The following is a 17616-nucleotide window of genomic DNA, read 5'->3' as shown; positions in this document are numbered from 1 at the left end:
CCGGTCGGCCGGGAGGGCCGGACGGCTGAGTGGGCTGCTGACGGGAGTACGGGGTCAGGCCGGGGCCGTGACGGCCGGGCGGGGGTTCTTCAGGGCGAGGCGCACCGTGCCGTGGCAGGCCGTCTTCTCGTCCTCGCCGTACCGGCAGGTAGTGCTCAGGATCAGCAACGGGCCGTTCCCGCCGTCGCGTTGCACGACATCCACGATGTCGAGCTCACCCCAGAAGTGCCGGCCGCGCATGGCGCGGCGGAACGTGCTGCGGAAATCGACGATGAACATGTCGGGGAGCTGCCGCGTCCAGTAGTCCTCCATGGTCCAGTCGGCGAAGGCACGGATCAGCCGCTCCTTGACCGCTTTGGCCATGATGAAATAAATCATCTGGTTGAAGCAGAGATTGAACTCGACCGCGTTGAAGTGGCCGGTGTCGTCGATGTAACAGGACTCCGGAATGTGGAATTGGCCGCGCACGCCGACCCGTCCGCCCTGGTCCGCGGGGTCGCCCTTGGCCGTCACGACGGTCGACGTCAGATACCGGCAGTGGGGCTTGTACACCCGCAGCGCCCGCTCCAGCAGGTCCTCGTCATGGCCGAACTGCACGTCGCCCCCTCAGCCGATGCCGGGATAGAAGTTGTGCTCGTCGTGCACGGTCACCCGGAACGAGACGGTCGGCTCCGGGTTCACCGTGTGCAGGGCCCGGTGGACCAGGCTGCGGTTGTCCCACAGGAGCATGTCGCCCTTCTGGAAGGTCTGGAGGTGGATGTTGTCGTGGGTGAAGGTGGTGTCGGCCTGACCGCACGCCTCGAACAGCTCTTCCAGCAGGCCCTGCCTGAGTCCGTTGCCGGCGGCGTCCTCCAGCCGGTAGGTGACGGCTTCGCTGATGTAGAGCACCTGCTCACCGGTGACCGGGTGGGTGAAGACGGTGGGGTGCGCGGCGGCCGGTGTGACCGACTCGATCTCGGCGAGGACTTCGGAGATCGGGCGGTAGACATCGGTGGGCCGGATCTTGAAATAGCGGCGCACACTGTTCAGACCACGGCTGCCCCGGATCTCGGCCTTGAGCCCGGCGGGCAGATTCTCGTAGGCCCGTGCCATGTCGATGAAGTATGTGCCGCGGTGCCGCTGGGGCACGACTTGCGGGTATATCAGCGTCAGTCCGAAAGGACGAGGCATGAACGAGTAGTCGTGGTGCCAGAATTTCCCGGTCTGCGGCACCCCGACCTGAGCCCCGTCCTCCTTCACGTTCGAGGAGACAAATATTTCCTTGTGCTCGGGGTGGTGGTACATCGGCTGGTAGTAGGTCTCCACCTCGCCGAGCCGCCTGCCGAATTCCACGAACTCGGCAGGCGAGAGGCGCTGGTTGCGGAGGACCACGATCCGGTCGGTGTAGATGAGTTGTTTCAGTGCGGTCAGATCCTCCGCCGCAGCGGTCATGGCATCGAATTCGTCCACGTGGACTCCGATGCGGGAGTCTTTCTGCGGGATGGTGATCATGGTTAACCTGCTTGCCGGGTTCGGGATGTGAAATATGCCGGAAATCTAAAAGGCACCTGTGCGGGACGACAGCCTCAGGAACTCGATTAGGGGGTGTCCGCCGTCGGTCTAGGGGGGCGGAGGGGGGTGTGAGCCGGTGGGCGACCGCGACTCTCCGTACGACCGCCGGTGAAACGGCCCGGTAAGGAGGGGTGCGTCGGCCGGAGGGTGCTTCGGCCGGAGGGTGCTTCGGCCGGACGGTGCTCGGGCCGGACCCCCGGTGTCCGGTGATCCGGCCTGTGTCGAGCCGATCTCTACGGGCCTGCGGGCCCGTACGGCGCCGTCGAGCGACGCCGCGGTCCCCGCGGCGTCCTCTCGTGGTCCGTGTCGGTCACGCCGCGGTGGCGATTTCGAGCCGCTCGTCGTTGACGAGGATCGCCCGCTGCATCTCCCGCAGTGCACGGCAGGGCTCCAGGCCCAGCTCCTCGTTGAGGATGCTCCGTGCGTGCTGGTAGACGCGCAGGGCGTCGGCCTGCCGCTCGGAGCGGCTGAGGGCGAGCATGAGCTGGCGGTAGAAGGCTTCCCGCAGAGGGTGTTCGGCCGTCAGCGAGTACAGGCGGCCCACCAGTTCGAGGTGGCGGCCGAGACTGAGCTGGGCCTCCACGAGCAGCTCGGTGCACTCCAGCCGTGTCTCGTGGGTCCAGGCGGTGAAGCCCTCCAGGGCGGGTCCGCCGTGGAGTTCACCCAGTACGGGCCCGCGCCACAGGGCGAGCGCGCTCTCGAAGGAGGCCGAGGCGTCGGTGTACTGACTCGCCTTCATGGACTCGCGGCCCTGGTGCATCAGCGCCTGGAACTGATGGACGTCGATCTCGTCGTCGCCGAGGTTCAGGAAGTAGCCGGGTGGCTGCGTCAGGATGGGACTCTCGGCCCGGTCGGGCCGGGTCAGGAACTTCCGCAACTGCGAGATGTACACATGGATGCCGGCGGTGGCCCGGCGCGGTGGGTTGGTGCCCCAGATCTCGGTGATCGCCTCGTCTATCGAAACGACCTGCTTCGCCCTGATGAGCAGCAGGGTGAGCAGGACCTGCATTTTCCTGGCGTTGATGAAGTAACTGCCGTTCTCGTCAGTCACTCGCAGTGGCCCAAGTATCTCGTACTTCATACGAGCCTCTTCCTGATTGATCGCTTCCTGAGATGACGGCTCCGGTCGAGTGCCATGGGCGACCGTGCCCACAGCACTCGACCGACTCCCCCGTCGTGTCTTCGCCCCAGGACAGTCGAGGCGGCACGCACCCGGCACTGTTCGGACAGTGAGGGGGTGCGGCGAGAAGGACACTAGGAGACCGGGTGGCGGGCTCATAACCCCTACCCCCGCCCCTAGTCGGGCCCAAGGCCCCCTTAAGGATCGTGACTGTTTGTCAGCCCTGTTACGCGTATGTTTCGGGGTCCTGATCCCGCGCCGCGCCGGGGGTCGGGGGGTGCCCGGCGCGGCGCGGGGAAGTGCCGCGGGACGGGGTCCGGGTGGGGTTCCGGACGGGGCCTGCCCCGTCGGCACCCGGTGTCGGTAACCCGGTGCGGGGTAACTCCGTTGATACGACCAGTAGTTGGCTGCGCTCACACATTTCACAAGTTCGCTGATGTTTGATATATGTTGAGAGTGATGAACTCCATTCATGTGTCGAACCTGGTGAAGACTTTTGGTCCGGTGCGAGCACTCGACGGGCTGGACCTGACAGTTGCCAGAGGGGAGGTGCACGGCCTCCTCGGCCCGAACGGCGCGGGCAAGTCCACGACGATCCGCATCCTGCTGGGTCTGCTGCGGGCCGACTCCGGCACCACCGAACTGCTTGAGGGCGACCCCTGGGCCGACGCGGTCGGACTGCACCGCAGACTCGCCTACGTGCCCGGAGACGTGAACCTCTGGCCGAACCTGTCCGGCGGTGAATCCATCGATCTGCTCGGCAAGTTGCGCGGAGGGATCGACAAGGGCCGGCGCGACGAGCTTCTGGAGCGGTTCAAGCTCGATCCGACGAAGAAGTTCCGCACCTATTCCAAGGGAAACCGCCAGAAGGTGGCCCTCGTCGCCGCGCTGGCCTCGGACGTCGAGCTGTTCATCTTCGACGAGCCCACCTCGGGTCTCGACCCGCTCATGGAGTCCGTCTTCCAGGAGAGCGTCCTGGAGATCAAGAACGCCGGGAAGACCGTCCTGCTCTCCAGCCACATCCTGGCCGAGGCCGAGGTCCTGTGCGACCGGGTGAGCATCATCCGCGACGGCCGGACCGTGGAATCGGGCACCATGAGCGAGCTGCGCCACCTCACCCGGATGACCATCTCCGTACAGACCGAGCGTGAACTCGACGGCCTGGAGGGGCTGGCGGGCGTGCACGACCTCAAGAGCGACCACGACGGTGTGCACTTCGACGTCGACACCAGCAACCTGGACGCGGTGCTGCGCCACGTCACCCAGTACGGGGTCCGCTCGCTCACCAGCACGCCGCCCACCCTGGAAGAGCTCTTCCTGCGGCACTACGGCGACGAGCTGCCCGGGCCGAGGTCAGAGGTCGGAGCCAAGCTGTGAGCTTCACCGGAACGGGAAACCTGCTACGGCTCGCGCTGCGCCGCGACCGCATCCAACTGCCGGTGTGGATCGTCGCGCTGACGCTCGTCACGTCGTCGACGGTCTCCGGTGTCATCAGCCTGTACGCGAACGAACAGGAACGCGTCAGCGCCCAGCAGGGCGCGGCCGAGAACGCCGTGGCCCTGGTCTTCAACGGCCTGGTCTCCGGCACCAGTGAAGGCGCCACCGCGATGACGCAGGCGCTGCTGCTCGTCCTGGTCGCCGCCGCGCTGATGAGCTCACTGACCGTCGTACGGCACACCCGGCAGAACGAGGAGACCGGCCGGGCCGAGCTGATCGGCTCCTCCGCCGTCGGCCGGCACGCCGCCCTCACCGCCGCACTCATCCTCGCCGTACTGGCCAACGTGGTACTGGCGCTCGTCACCGCCGTGACGCTGATCGGCAGCGGACTGTCCGCCGGCGGCTCCCTCGCCGCCGGCGCCGCGATCGGCGCGGTCGGCATCGCCTTCGCGGGTGTCGCCGCCGTCACCGCGCAGATCTGGGAGAGCTCACGCGCCGCGAACGGCGCCGCGGCCGCCTTCCTCGGACTCGCGTTCCTGCTGCGCGCGGTCGGCGACGCCGCAGGCACACTCAGCGAGAACAGCACCCGGGTGTCGAGCTCCTGGCCGTCATGGCTCTCGCCGATCGGCTGGGGCCAGCAGATCCGCCCGTTCGACGACAACGCCTGGTGGGTGCTGATCCTGCCGGTCGCCGCCTTCGCGGGGCTGGTGGGCGCGGCCTTCGCGCTGACCAAGGTACGGGACGTGGGCATGGGCCTGCGGGCCGTCAAGCTCGGCCCGCCGAGCGCCGCACCGTCACTGCTCAGCCCGTTCGGCCTGGCCTGGCGGCTCCAGCGCGGCGCCCTGCTCGGCTGGGCGGTGGGCGTCGTGATCATGGGCTTCGCCTTCGGAGCCGTGGGCGACGAGATCAACGACCTCGTCGGCGACAGCGACCGCACGGCCGAGATCGTCGAACAACTGGGCGGCGCCGGCTCGCTGGTGGACTCCTATCTGTCCGCGACCGTCGGACTGCTGGGCCTGGCCATCGGCGCGTACGCGGTGCAGCTGCTCAACCGGATGCGCTCCGAGGAGACCACGGGCGGCCTCGAATCCCTGCTCTCCACCTCGGTCAGCAGATACCGGTGGCTGACCAGCCAGATCGCCTGCGCGGTCATCGGCATCGTGGCCCTCACCCTGCTGAGCGGGCTGAGCGCCGGTCTCGGATACGGCATCGCCTCCGGCGACATCGGCGGCGGCCTCGTCGACCTCACCGCCGCCGCCCTGGCGCGGCTCCCCGCCGTACTGGTCCTGGCGGGTGTCACCGTCGCCGCCTTCGGAATGCTGCCGCGACTGTCGGTCGTACTGCCCTGGGCCGTCTTCGCGATCTGTCTGCTGATCGGTCAGGTCGGCGCCGCGCTGGAGCTTCCGCAGGCGGTGCTGGACCTGTCGCCTTACAGCCATGTCCCGCAGATGCCCTCCGCGGAGTTCGCCGCGGGGCCGGTGCTGGTGCTGCTGCTCATCGCTGCCGTGCTCATGGCCGGTGGCGCCGCGCTCTTCCGGCGGCGGAACCTGAGCATCTGACCGCCCGGGGAGAACCAGAGGGCCGAACCGTCGCCGACGGTTCGGCCCTTCGGCGCGGGACGGCGGAAGGAAGCGCCCCTGAAGACACGGGACCCCGCGGCACGGGAATCACAGCGCGGGAGGCGGTGGGCCGGGAACAACACGGCCGACAGCCGGGGGAGTCGCCCTCGCGACTCCGGCGATACACGGTCCCGCCCCGGCGCACTCCGGAGTGGGAGAGGGGGACGCTACTTCTCCGTCACGCCGTGACGGCCACTGGACTCCTGCCAGCGGCGCAGCATGTCCGCGACCTCGGTCCTGACGAACTCCATGAACCTGCGCGTCTCGTCCAGTCGCTGCGCACCGGAGGAGTCCGGGCCCAGCGCGTCGGACCCGGCGGCCAGCAGTTCCTCCATCTGGAGGAACGCCTCGTCCCGGCGGGCGAACATCTCGTACCAACCCTCGTCGTGCAGACGGTAGTTGTCACGGCGCTGACCGGGCTCGCGGTCCTTGGAGATGAGCCCCACCTGCTGGAGGTACTGCACCGACTGCGAGACGGCGGCCAGGCTCACCTGCAGGGTGTCCGCAAGCTCACGGGAGGTCAGACGGCCCTTCTCGGAGATGAGAACCGCCACGAACACACGGGCGGCCATACGCGGGAAGGCGAACGCGGACAGGCTCAACGCGAACCGCTCGACGAACTGGGCGACCGCCGCGTCCTGCGCCGCCTCGGTATCGGGCATGGCCGACATATTTCGTCCTCTCTTGTCGGTACCTCGTACCATAATCCACTATCTGCTAGAACTTCATGAATCCTTGAAAAGTATAGGTGATCCACTTTCGTTTAGGATCACCACCTTCGTCGGCCAAAGGTCTTGGTAAGAGTGCCTTTAGCCGAGGTGCCGAGCATCTAAGCGGACAGCCGGGCAGTGTCAGTCCTTGCCTGCCTGGGCCACGTGGATGGTCGATGGGAGTGCCGACGATGTCGGTTGCCGGACAGGAATCCCACCAGGACGCGGACCGGGACGGCAGCGCCTTCGCGGATCCCGCGGCGAACCGACGGCCCATCGCCGTCGTCGGCATGGCCTGCCGACTGCCCGGAGCGGGAGGCCCGGACGACTTCTGGACCCTGCTGCGAGAGGGCCGGGACGCCGTCGGCCCGGCCCCCGAAGGCCGCTGGCCCGAGGGATCGCTCTCCCCCCAGGCACTGGTGGACGCCGGCCTGCTCAGCACCGCGCGGGCCGGATACCTGCCCCGCGTCGACGAGTTCGACCCCGCCTTCTTCGGCATCCCGCCGAAGGAAGCCGCCGCCGTCGACCCGCACCAGCGGCTCGTACTCGAACTCACCTGGGAAGCCCTCGAAGAGGCCGGTATCGTCCCCGCCACCCTCGACGGCGCCCCGATCGGTGTCTTCGTCGGCGCCATGGAGGACAGCTACGCGGCCGTCACCCGTGACCACGGCCCCGACGGCATCGGCAGGCACACCGCCACCGGACTCAACCGCGGAGTCATCGCCAACCGCGTCTCCTACACCCTGGGCCTGCGCGGCCCCAGCCTCACCGTCGACACCGCCCAGTCCTCCTCACTGGTCGCCGTCCACCTCGCCTGCGAGAGCCTCCTGCGCGGCGAATCCGACGTCGCCCTGGCCGGCGGCGTGAACCTCGCCCTGGCCGGCGAGGGCTTCCTCACCGCCGCCCGCTTCGGCGCCCTCTCGCCGACCGGAGCCTGCCGCACCTTCGACGCCGGAGCCGACGGTTACGTCCGGGGCGAGGGCGGCGTCGTACTCGTCCTCAAGCCGCTGGACCGCGCACTCGCCGACGGCGACACCGTGCACTGCCTCATCAGCTCCAGCGCGATGAACAACGACGGCAGCACCCAGGCACTCACCCAGCCCAGCCCCGAAGCGCAGGAGCAGGTACTCAACGCCGCGTACCGGCGGGCGGGCCTCACGGCCGCGGAAGTGCAGTACGTGGAACTCCACGGCACCGGCACACGGCTCGGAGACCCCGTCGAGGCGGCGGCCCTCGGCGCCTTCGCCGGATCCCTGCGCGACTCCGAGGACCCCCTGCTGGTCGGCTCCGTCAAGACCAACGTCGGCCACCTCGAAGGCGCGGCCGGTATCACCGGCCTCCTCAAGACCATCCTCGCCGTACGCCACCGGCAGCTCCCCGCCAGCCTCAACTTCACCGAGGCCAACCCGCGCATCCCCCTGGAGGAACTGCGCCTGGAGCTCGTCCGGGAGACCCGCCCCTGGCCCCACCCGGACCGGCAACTGACAGCCGGCGTCAGCTCCTTCGGCATGGGCGGCACCAACTGCCACGTGGTACTGCGGGAGTACGCCTCCGACACCACGGCGGCCACCACCGAGGACATCGCACCGGCCGCGCAGACCACCGGCACACAGACCACGGGCGCGCCCGCGAACGGCCCCCTGCCCTACGTCCTGTCGGCCCGCAGCGAACCCGCACTGCGCGACCAGGCCACCCGGTTGGCGGACCTCCTCGCCGAACAGCCCACGCACCGTCTCGCCGACGTCGCGCACTCCCTCGCCGTACACCGGTCCGCCTTCGAACAGCGCGCCGTCCTCTTCGCCCCCGACCGCGGAACACTCATCACCCACCTCACCGAACTGGCCGGGGGAAGGACCCCCGCGGGAGCCGCACTCGGCACCTCCCTCCGGGGCGGTACCGCCTTCCTCTTCGCCGGACAGGGCAGCCAGCGGCCGGGCATGGGACTCCAACTGGCCGAGGCCTTCCCCGCGTTCCGCGCCGCCTTCGACTCCGCCAGCGCCGAGTTCGACCGACACCTCGAAGTCCCGCTGCGCCGCGTCATCGCCGCCCCCGAAGGCACTCGCGAAGCCGCCCTGCTCCACCGGACCGCCTACACCCAGCCCGCCCTCTTCGCCTACGAGACCGCCGCCTTCCGGCTCCTGGAGAGCTGGGGTGTACGGCCCGACTACCTCCTCGGCCACTCGATCGGCGAAATAGCCGCCGCCCACACCGCCGGTGTCCTGTCCCTCACCGACGCCTGCACGCTCGTCGCCGCCCGCGCACGGCTGATGCAGGAACTCCCTTCCGGCGGAGCCATGGTGGCGATCGAGGCCACCGAAGCGGAACTGGCCACCGAAGCGGAGGCGGCGGGGGAGACCGGCCGCGTCGCCGTCGCGGCCGTCAACGGGCCCAACGCCACCGTCATCGCCGGCGACGAGGAACCGGTACTGGCCGTCGCGGCCCGCTGGCACGCCAAGGGCCGCAGAACAAAACAACTCCGGGTCAGCCACGCCTTCCACTCCGCCCGCATGGACGGCATGCTCGACGCCTTCCGCGAGGTCGCCGAATCACTCACCTTCCACGCCCCGGACATCCCCGTCGTCTCCAACCTCACCGGACAGCTCGCCGACCCCGACGAACTGCGCACCGCCGACTACTGGGTGCGGCACGCGCGGCACACGGTGCGCTTCGCCGACGGCGTGGAGCGGCTGCGCGAGGCCGACGTCACCACCTTCGTCGAAATCGGTCCCGACACCACACTCACCACGATGGCGCGTGGCTGTGTCGACGACCCGGAGCCGGCCTTCGTACCCCTGAGCCGCCGGGCCGGCCGGTCCGAGGCGGACGACATGCTGGCCGCCGTAGCCACGGCGTACACGCACGGTGTCGCGGTCGACTGGAGCGCCGCGCTCCTGCCCACGGGGGCGGCCAGGGTGCCGCTGCCCACCTATCCCTTCCAGCGGCGGAGCCACTGGCTGGCCCCCCGGCCGTCCGCAGGCTCCGTCGTGCGCGAACTCGCCGACGTACGTGAACTCCCCGACGCACCGGACGCGTTCGCGGAGGAGACCGGCGCGTCATCGCCCGACAGCCCGGCCCGGTCCAAGGCGGAATCCTGGCGAAACCGGCTCACCGGCCGGGACGCTCACGACAGCCGACGGCTCGTCCTCGATCTGATCCGCAGCGAGGCCGCCGCGCTGCTGGGCCACGAATCCCCGGACGCCGTCGAGGAACGCCTGGCCTTCCGTGACCTCGGCTTCGACTCACTCGGCTCCGTCGAACTGCGCCACCGGCTGACGCTCGCCACCGGACTCGGCCTGCCCTCGTCCCTGCTGTTCGACCACCCCACCCCCCTACGACTGGCCGCCGCGCTCCGCGACCAACTCCTCGGCGAAACAGCCGACTCGACGCCGGTGACGGCGGCCGGAGCAACCGACGAACCGCTCGCGATCGTGGGCATGGCCTGCCGGTACCCGGGCGGCAGCGACTCACCTGAGGCGCTGTGGCGACTGGTCGCCGAGGGCCACGACGTGATCGGACCGTTCCCCCGCGACCGGGGCTGGGATCTCGACGCCCTCTACCAGCCCGACCCCGAGAGCGCGCGGAACGGCACGTCGTACGTGCGTGAGGGCGGTTTTCTCCACGAGGCGGCCGAATTCGACGCCGCGCTCTTCGGCATCTCGCCGCGTGAGGCGCTGGCGATGGACCCGCAGCAGCGGCTGGTGCTTGAGACGGCCTGGGAAGCCTTCGAACGTGCCGGTGTCGACCCGCAGTCACTGCGCGGCAGCAGGACAGGCGTGTTCGTGGGCGGCACCTTCCAGGAGTACGGGCCACGGCTGAGCGAACAGGGCGACGGGGTGGCGGGGCACCTGCTGACGGGCAGTGCGCCGAGTGTCGCGTCGGGTCGGGTGTCGTACGCGTTCGGTCTTGAGGGTCCGGCGGTGACGGTGGACACGGCGTGTTCGTCGTCGCTGGTGGCGCTGCATCTGGCGTGCCAGTCGCTGCGCAGCGGCGAGTCGTCGCTGGCGCTGGCGGGCGGTGTGACGGTGATGGCGAGTCCGAGCATGTTCGTGGAGTTCAGCCGGCAGCGCGGGCTGGCGCCGGACGGCCGGTGCAAGCCGTTCGCGGCCGGTGCGGACGGTACGGGCTGGTCGGAGGGTGTCGGGCTGCTGTTGGTGGAGCGGCTGTCGGACGCCGTACGGAACGGGCATGAGGTCCTGGCGGTGGTGCGGGGTTCGGCGGTCAATCAGGACGGTGCGTCGAATGGTCTGACTGCTCCGAACGGGCCGTCGCAGGAGCGGGTGATCCGTCAGGCGCTGGCCAACTCGGGTCTGTCGGCGGCGGATGTGGACGCGGTGGAGGCGCATGGGACGGGTACGACGCTGGGTGACCCGATCGAGGCGCAGGCCATCCTCGCGACGTACGGAAAGGACCGGCCGGAAACGGCTCCGTTGTGGCTCGGTTCGCTGAAGTCGAACATCGGGCACACGCAGGCAGCTGCCGGTGTCGCGGGCATCATCAAGATGGTCATGGCGATGCGGGAGGGCGTACTCCCGCGGACGCTGCACGTGGACGAGCCGACGCCGCATGTCGACTGGTCGGCGGGAGCGGTCGAACTTCTGACGGAGAACACCGCGTGGACGGTCGGGGAGGGCCCGCCGAGGCGGGCCGGTGTGTCCTCGTTCGGAATCAGTGGCACGAACGCACATGTGGTACTTGAGCAGGCCCCGGCGATTGAACCCGTCGAGTCAGTAACAGAGCCCGGGTCTTCGGGTGTGGTGGTGTGGCCGGTGTCCGGTCACACGGCCGAGGCTCTGACCGCGCAGGCTTCGCAGCTGCACGCGTGGCTGGAGGAGCAGCCTGACGTTGATCTTCCGGCGGTCGCGGATGCTCTTACGGGGACGCGTGCGACTCTCGACCACCGCGCGGTCGTCTTCGGTACCGGGCGCGGGCAGTTGATGGACGCGCTGGCCGCTGTTGCCGCCGGGACTCCCACCCCGCAGGCAGTGACCGGGCGGTACCGGGCGGGGAAGCTCGCCGTGCTGTTCACCGGCCAGGGCTCCCAGTACGCGGGGATGGGGCACGACCTCTACACCACGCACCCCGTCTTCCGTGACGCACTCGACGAGACATGCACGGCACTGGACCCGCATCTCCCGGTGCCTTTGCTGACGGTGATGTTCGCCGAGCCGGGCACGCCGGAGGCGGATCTCCTGCACCACACCACGTACACCCAGCCCGCCCTCTTCGCCCTGGAAACAGCCCTTTACCGGCTCGTCCAGTCCTACGGGGTGCGCCCCGACGCACTCGCCGGACACTCCATCGGCGAACTCACCGCCGCCCACCTCGCCGGCATCTTCACCCTCAACGACGCCGCCACCCTCGTCACCACCCGCGCCCGCCTCATGGGAGAACTCCCCGCCGGCCAGGGCACGATGCTCACCCTCCACACCACCCCCGACGACGTGACCCCGCTGATCGAGGGCACCGGGCTGGAGATCGCCGCCCGCAACTCCCCCACCAACACCGTCGTCTCCGGAACTGTTCAGGAGATCGAGACCCTCACCACCCGCGCGGCCGAAGCGGGCATCCGTACCCGCGCGCTGAACGTCAGCCACGCCTTCCACTCCGCCCACATGGACCCCGTCCTCGACACCTTCCGCACCACTCTGACCACCCTCGACCCGCAACCCCCCACCCTGCCCGTCATCTCCAACCGCACCGGACTGCCCCTCACCCCCGAACAAGCCGTCTCACCCGACTACTGGACCCAGCAGCTCCGCCACAGCGTCAACTACAGCGGCATCACCGAGCACCTCGACACCACCGGGACCACCACCTACCTCGAACTCGGACCCGACACCACCCTCACCACCCTCACCACCCAAACCCTCCCGAACGCCACGGCCATCGGGACCCTCCACCCCAAACACCCCCACCAGCACACCCTCCACACCGCACTCGCCACACTCCACACCCACCACACCCCCCTCACCTGGCCCACCACCACCCAGCCCACCAACCACCACCCCAACCTCCCCACCTACGCCTTCCAACACCACCACTACTGGCTCAACGACACACCCGCCACCAGGGACCTCACCTCCGCAGGGCTGACCACCACCGACCACCCACTCCTCGGCGCAACCGTCGAGCAGGCCGAGAGCGGTGGCACGCTGCTCACCGGGCGATTCGCCCAGGCGGACCACTCGTGGCTCGGGGACCATGTCATTCTCGGTGCGACCGTGCTCCCCGGAACCGCCCTCATCGATGTGGTGATGCACGCGGCGGAGCACGTCGGGTGCGACACGATCGAGGAGTTGACGCTCGAAGCGCCCCTCGTGGTCACCGAGACGGACGCGGTGCAGATTCAGGTCGCGGTCGGTGCTCCGGACGAGACCGGCGGGCGTCCGCTCGTGGTGTACTCACGTCGGGCCCCTGCCCCGGTGGACGAGCCCTGGTCACGCCATGCGCGCGGCCGGCTGGTGGCCGAACCCGTCACCGCTCCCGTTGACTTCGACTGGCTGCCCGCCGGGGCGCAGCCGCTGTCACTCACCGACGCGTACGACATGCTGGCTCTCCGGGGCTATGAGTACGGTCCGCAGTTCCGAGGGCTTACGGCAGCCTGGCGTTCGGACGACGATGTGTTCGCCGAGGTGCGGCTGCCGCACGACGAACTCGACGCCGCCGACGCCCCGTTCGCCTTTCACCCGGCCCTCTTCGACGCGGTTCTGCACGCGACCCTGCTCTTTGGCCTCGCGCCCGAATCGCCGGACGAGGCGCGGGACGGCCTTCGCCTGCCCTTCGCCTGGTCGGGGGTGCGTGTCCATGCCGTCGGCGGCTCGGCGGTCCGGGCTCGTATCCGCCCCACGGGTGAGGACACCGTCTCCCTCACCATCATGGACGAGACCGGCGGGCCGGTCGCGTCCGTCGAGTCGCTGGCTTTCCGACGTGCGTCGGCCGCCCAGCTCTCTTCAGCCCGGTCGAACGCCGACGTGGCCGCCCACTACGTCGTCGAGTGGAACACGATGGCAGTCGGTGTCTCCCAGCCGGCCCTGTCGACGCAGTCATGGGCCAGTGTCGGCGCGCCGACACGCGGTCTTCCGGATGAATCGGCCCTCTACGGGAACATGACCGAGCTCGCTGCGGCCGTCGCCGAAGGCGCGACCGTGCCGGACTTCGTGTCGCTCATCGTTCCCTCGGAGGCCGCCGACGACCTGGCGGACACGGCGAAGCGCACAACTCGGCACGTTCTGAGCGAACTTCAGATCTTCGCGGCGGATACCGGGCTGGTGGACGCGACGCTGGTCGTCGTGACGCGGGGCGCGGTGGCGGCGGGGGAGGGAGAACTGCCGGGGCTTTCGGCCGCGCCCGTATGGGGCCTGGTCCGCAGCGCACAGGCCGAGAACCCGGGCCGCTATCTGCTGGTCGACCTCGACCCGGAGGCCGCTGAGGAACTTCCCCAGCACCAACTCACCGTCGCTGTGCAGAGCGCCGTGGCGGCTGGCGAGCGGCAGCTAGCCCTGCGGGGCGAGACGGTCCTCGTGCCACGCCTCGGCCGTCTCGACCTATCCCCGGAGCAGCCGGAGAACCCCTGGGACGGTGCCGGTACGGTCCTGATCACCGGCGGTACCGGAGCGCTCGGCGCGGCGGTCGCACGGCATCTGGTCGTACGGCATGCCGTCCCGAGCCTGCTGCTGACCGGCCGCCGGGGTGCCGAGGCCCCCGGCGCCGCCGAACTACGTGCGGAGCTCCGGGCGTTGGGCGCCGAAGTCACCATCGCCGCATGCGACACCACGGACGCCGATGCGCTGGCCGCGCTGCTCGGCCAGGTCCCCGACACATATCCGCTGACGGGTGTCGTCCACGCGGCGGGTGTCCTGGACGACGGTCTGATCGACACCATGACACCGGACCAGCTCGAACGCGTACTGCGCCCGAAGGTGGACACCGCGACCCACCTGCACCACCTCACCCGGGACCTGGACCTCTCGGTCTTCGTCACCTTCTCGTCGGTCTTCGGCGTGCTCGGCAACGCGGGGCAGGCCAACTACGCCGCCGCGAACTCCTTCCTGGACGCCCTGATGCAGCACCGCCGGGCCGCCGGGCTGCCGGGTACGTCGCTGGCCTGGGGTCTCTGGGACACCGAATCGGGTATCACCCGTCATCTGAACGCGGCCGACGTGGCGAGGATGGAACGCAGCGGCGTACTGGCGCTGGCACCCGAGGACGCCCTGCCGCTGCTCGACTCGGGCTGCGCCGCCGACAACGCCCTTGTAGTGCCGACGCGTTGGAACCTCAACTCGTTGCGCGCACAGGCCCTGGCCGGCCAACTCCCGCCCGTACTCGGCTCGCTCGCGCCCTCGACCGGTCGCCCCGGCAGCGCGTCTGGCCGTCCGGGGACACGTAACCCTTCGGCGTCGCTCACCGTCCGGCTCACCGGTCTGAACAAGGCCGAGCAGGAGACCTTGATCCGCGACCTGCTCCGTACGGAGGTCGCCGCCAGCCTCGGGCACGTGGCGTCCGAACAGGTCGACCTGGCCGACAGTTTCAAGGCTCTCGGGTTCGACTCGCTCACATCGGTCGACCTGCGCAACCGGCTCAGTTCGAGCACGGGTCTGCGGCTCCCGGCCACTCTGCTGTTCGACTACCCGACACCTGCCGCACTGATCGAATATGTATGGTCGTCCGCCACCGAGGCCGCTGTCACCGCGATCGCCGGGGGCGCCGCCGTCGCGGTGACCACACCCCGGTCGGACGACGAGCCGATCGCGATCGTGGGCATGGCGTGCCGCTTCCCCGGCGGAGTGACCTCGCCTGAGGACCTGTGGCGCCTCGTCGCCGAACACACCGATGCCATAAGCGAGTTCCCGACCAACCGGAACTGGAATCTGGAGGAGCTCTACAGCCCCGACCCCGACCACTCCGGCACCTCCTACACCAGCGAGGGCGGTTTCCTGCACGATGCCGATGCCTTCGACGCGGCCTTCTTCGGCATCTCGCCCCGAGAGGCGCTGGCGATGGACCCGCAGCAGCGGCTGCTGCTGGAGACGGCGTGGGAGACGCTGGAACGCTCGGGCATCGACCCCACCTCGCTCAAGGGGAGCGCGACCGGTGTCTTCGTCGGCGCGATGTACCACGACTACGCCCACTGGGCCGAGCAGGCGCGGGAGAGCGCGGAAGGCTTCGCGCTCACGGGCACGTTCGGCAGCATCATGTCCGGTCGGATCGCTTACAACCTGGGGCTCCAGGGCCCCGCGCTGAGTATCGACACGGCGTGTTCGTCGTCGCTGGTCGCGCTGCATCTGGCCTGCGAGTCGCTGCGCAAGGGCGAGTCGTCGCTGGCGCTGGCCGGCGGAGTCGCGGTGATGTCGACGCCGAACACTTTCGTGGAGTTCAGCCGGCAGCGTGGGCTGGCGCCCGATGGCCGGTGCAAGCCGTTCGCGGCCGGTGCGGACGGCACGGGCTGGTCGGAGGGTGTCGGGCTGCTGCTGGTGGAGCGTCTGTCGGACGCCCAGCGCAACGGGCACCAGGTACTCGCGGTGGTAAAGGGTTCGGCGGTCAATCAGGACGGTGCGTCAAATGGTCTGACGGCGCCGAACGGGCCTTCGCAGCAGCGGGTGATCCGTCAGGCACTCGCGAACGCGGGGTTGTCGGTGTCGGACGTGGACGCGGTGGAGGCGCACGGGACGGGTACCACGCTGGGTGACCCGATCGAGGCCCAGGCGCTGCTGGACACCTATGGCAAGGATCGCTCTGCCGAACAGCCGTTGTGGTTGGGGTCGCTGAAGTCGAACATCGGGCACGCACAGGCGGCTGCGGGTGTGGGCGGTGTGATCAAGATGGTGATGGCGATGCGGGAGGGTGTGCTTCCGCGGACGTTGCACGTGGACGAGCCGACGCCGCATGTCGACTGGTCGGCGGGGGCGGTGGAGCTCCTGAGGGAGAACATCCCGTGGGCGGTCGAGGGGACACGGCTGAGGCGGGCCGGTGTGTCGTCGTTCGGGATGAGCGGTACGAACGCGCACGTCATCCTGGAACAAGCTCCGGAAGTTGAAGTCACCGAGCCCGGAGCGGAGTCCGGCCCTGAGATTGGGTCGGGTGTGGTGGTGTGGCCGGTGTCGGGTCACACCGCTCCGGCGCTGGCCGAGCAGGCATCCCGCTTGCACGCGCACCTTGCCGCGCACCCCGAGATCACGGCCGGTCAGGTCGCCCACGCCCTGATCACGACTCGCGCTGCGCTCACCCACAGGGGCGTTGTGGTCGCCGCTGACCGTGGCGAGCTGATGGAGGGGCTGGCGGCTCTGGGCGAGGGTGCTCCGAGTGCGCATGTGGTGAGCGGTGTGACTCGGCCGCAGGGTAAGACGGTGTTCGTCTTCCCGGGCCAGGGCGCCCAATGGCCGCTCATGACCGCTGATCTCCTGACTACCGAGCCAGTCTACGCCCAGTCCATCGACGCATGCGCGAAAGCGCTGGCCCCGTATGTCGACTGGTCACTGCGAGACGTCCTGACCGACCCGACCGGGGAACTGCTGGAGCGCGTGGACGTGGTTCAGCCGGCGTTGTTCGCGGTCATGGTGTCGCTGGCGCGGCTGTGGGAGCACCACGGCACCAGCGCTGATGCTGTCATCGGTCACTCGCAGGGTGAGATCGCCGCAGCACACATCGCCGGGGCGCTGAGCCTGGAGGACGCGGCGAAGATCGTCGCGCTGCGGAGCAAAGCCCTGACCTCGCTGACCGGGCGCGGCACCATGGCATCGGTCACCCTGCCGCACGAGCAGGTCACCGAGCAGATCGCCACGTTCGAGAGTCTGTCGGTCGCGGTCATCAACTCCCCGACCCACACGGTCATTTCCGGCACGACCGAGGACGTCCACACCTACCTCGACCAGTGCCAGCAAAACAACATCCAGACCAGGCTCCTCCCGGTCGACTACGCCTCCCACAGCCCCCACGTCGAAACTCTCGAATCAGAACTGCTGGTCGCTCTCGCGGACATCACACCGCAGGCCGCGCAGATCCCGTTCCACTCCACCACCCGCCCCACCACCCAGCCCACCGACACCACCACCCTCAACAACACCTACTGGTACGACAACCTCCGCCAGCCCGTCCACTTCCACACCACCCTCACCCACCTCAACAACACCGGCCACACCACCTACATCGAAACAAGCCCCCACCCCACCCTCACCACCCCCAT

General features: G+C 69.3%; 7 protein-coding genes. 3 read left to right on the top strand and 4 right to left on the bottom strand.

Going from position 1 to position 17616, the window contains the following annotated elements; translation table 11 throughout:
- Positions 1-54 precede the first annotated feature (54 nt).
- From ACFWHU_RS00035 to ACFWHU_RS00025, 3 genes are all read right to left on the bottom strand, one after another.
- Positions 55-597 (bottom strand): FcoT family thioesterase, encoded by a 543-nt coding sequence (locus tag ACFWHU_RS00035; RefSeq protein WP_387222654.1) that lies wholly within the window; start codon positions 595-597, stop codon positions 55-57.
- Positions 598-606: 9 nt separating this feature from the next.
- Positions 607-1491 (bottom strand): TauD/TfdA dioxygenase family protein, encoded by an 885-nt coding sequence (locus ACFWHU_RS00030; RefSeq protein WP_387222651.1) that lies wholly within the window; start codon positions 1489-1491, stop codon positions 607-609.
- 370 nt (positions 1492-1861) lie between these two features.
- Entirely contained in the window at positions 1862-2632 is a 771-nt protein-coding gene (locus ACFWHU_RS00025; protein WP_385793380.1) for a BTAD domain-containing putative transcriptional regulator, read from the bottom strand.
- Positions 2633-3130: 498 nt separating this feature from the next.
- On the opposite strand from ACFWHU_RS00025, the gene ACFWHU_RS00020 reads away from it, so the two are divergent.
- Together ACFWHU_RS00020 and ACFWHU_RS00015 are read left to right on the top strand one after the other, a co-directional pair.
- Complete coding sequence (locus tag ACFWHU_RS00020) at positions 3131-4048, top strand: ATP-binding cassette domain-containing protein (protein ID WP_385793381.1); 918 nt, start codon at positions 3131-3133, stop codon at positions 4046-4048.
- Positions 4045-5667, top strand: a complete 1623-nt coding sequence (locus tag ACFWHU_RS00015; RefSeq protein WP_387222648.1) for an ABC transporter permease — start codon at positions 4045-4047, stop codon at positions 5665-5667. The genes ACFWHU_RS00020 and ACFWHU_RS00015 overlap by 4 nt, the downstream gene beginning before the upstream one ends.
- A 227-nt stretch (positions 5668-5894) precedes the next feature.
- On the opposite strand, the gene ACFWHU_RS00010 is transcribed toward ACFWHU_RS00015, so the two are convergent.
- The gene (locus ACFWHU_RS00010; RefSeq protein ID WP_385793384.1) at positions 5895-6389 is read right to left on the bottom strand and encodes a GbsR/MarR family transcriptional regulator; all 495 of its coding nucleotides are present in this window, start codon (positions 6387-6389) and stop codon (positions 5895-5897) included.
- A 239-nt stretch (positions 6390-6628) separates the two neighbouring features.
- Here ACFWHU_RS00010 and ACFWHU_RS00005 point away from each other — a divergent pair.
- Positions 6629-17616: type I polyketide synthase (locus ACFWHU_RS00005; protein ID WP_387222645.1), on the top strand; the 10988-nt coding region annotated here is incomplete at its 3' end.

Origin of the sequence: Streptomyces sp. NPDC060366, from assembly GCF_042725135.1 — a bacterium.
Taxonomy (GTDB): domain Bacteria; phylum Actinomycetota; class Actinomycetes; order Streptomycetales; family Streptomycetaceae; genus Streptomyces.
Note: the sequence above shows the minus strand (reverse complement) of the source record. Positions and strands in the feature narration are given on the sequence as shown.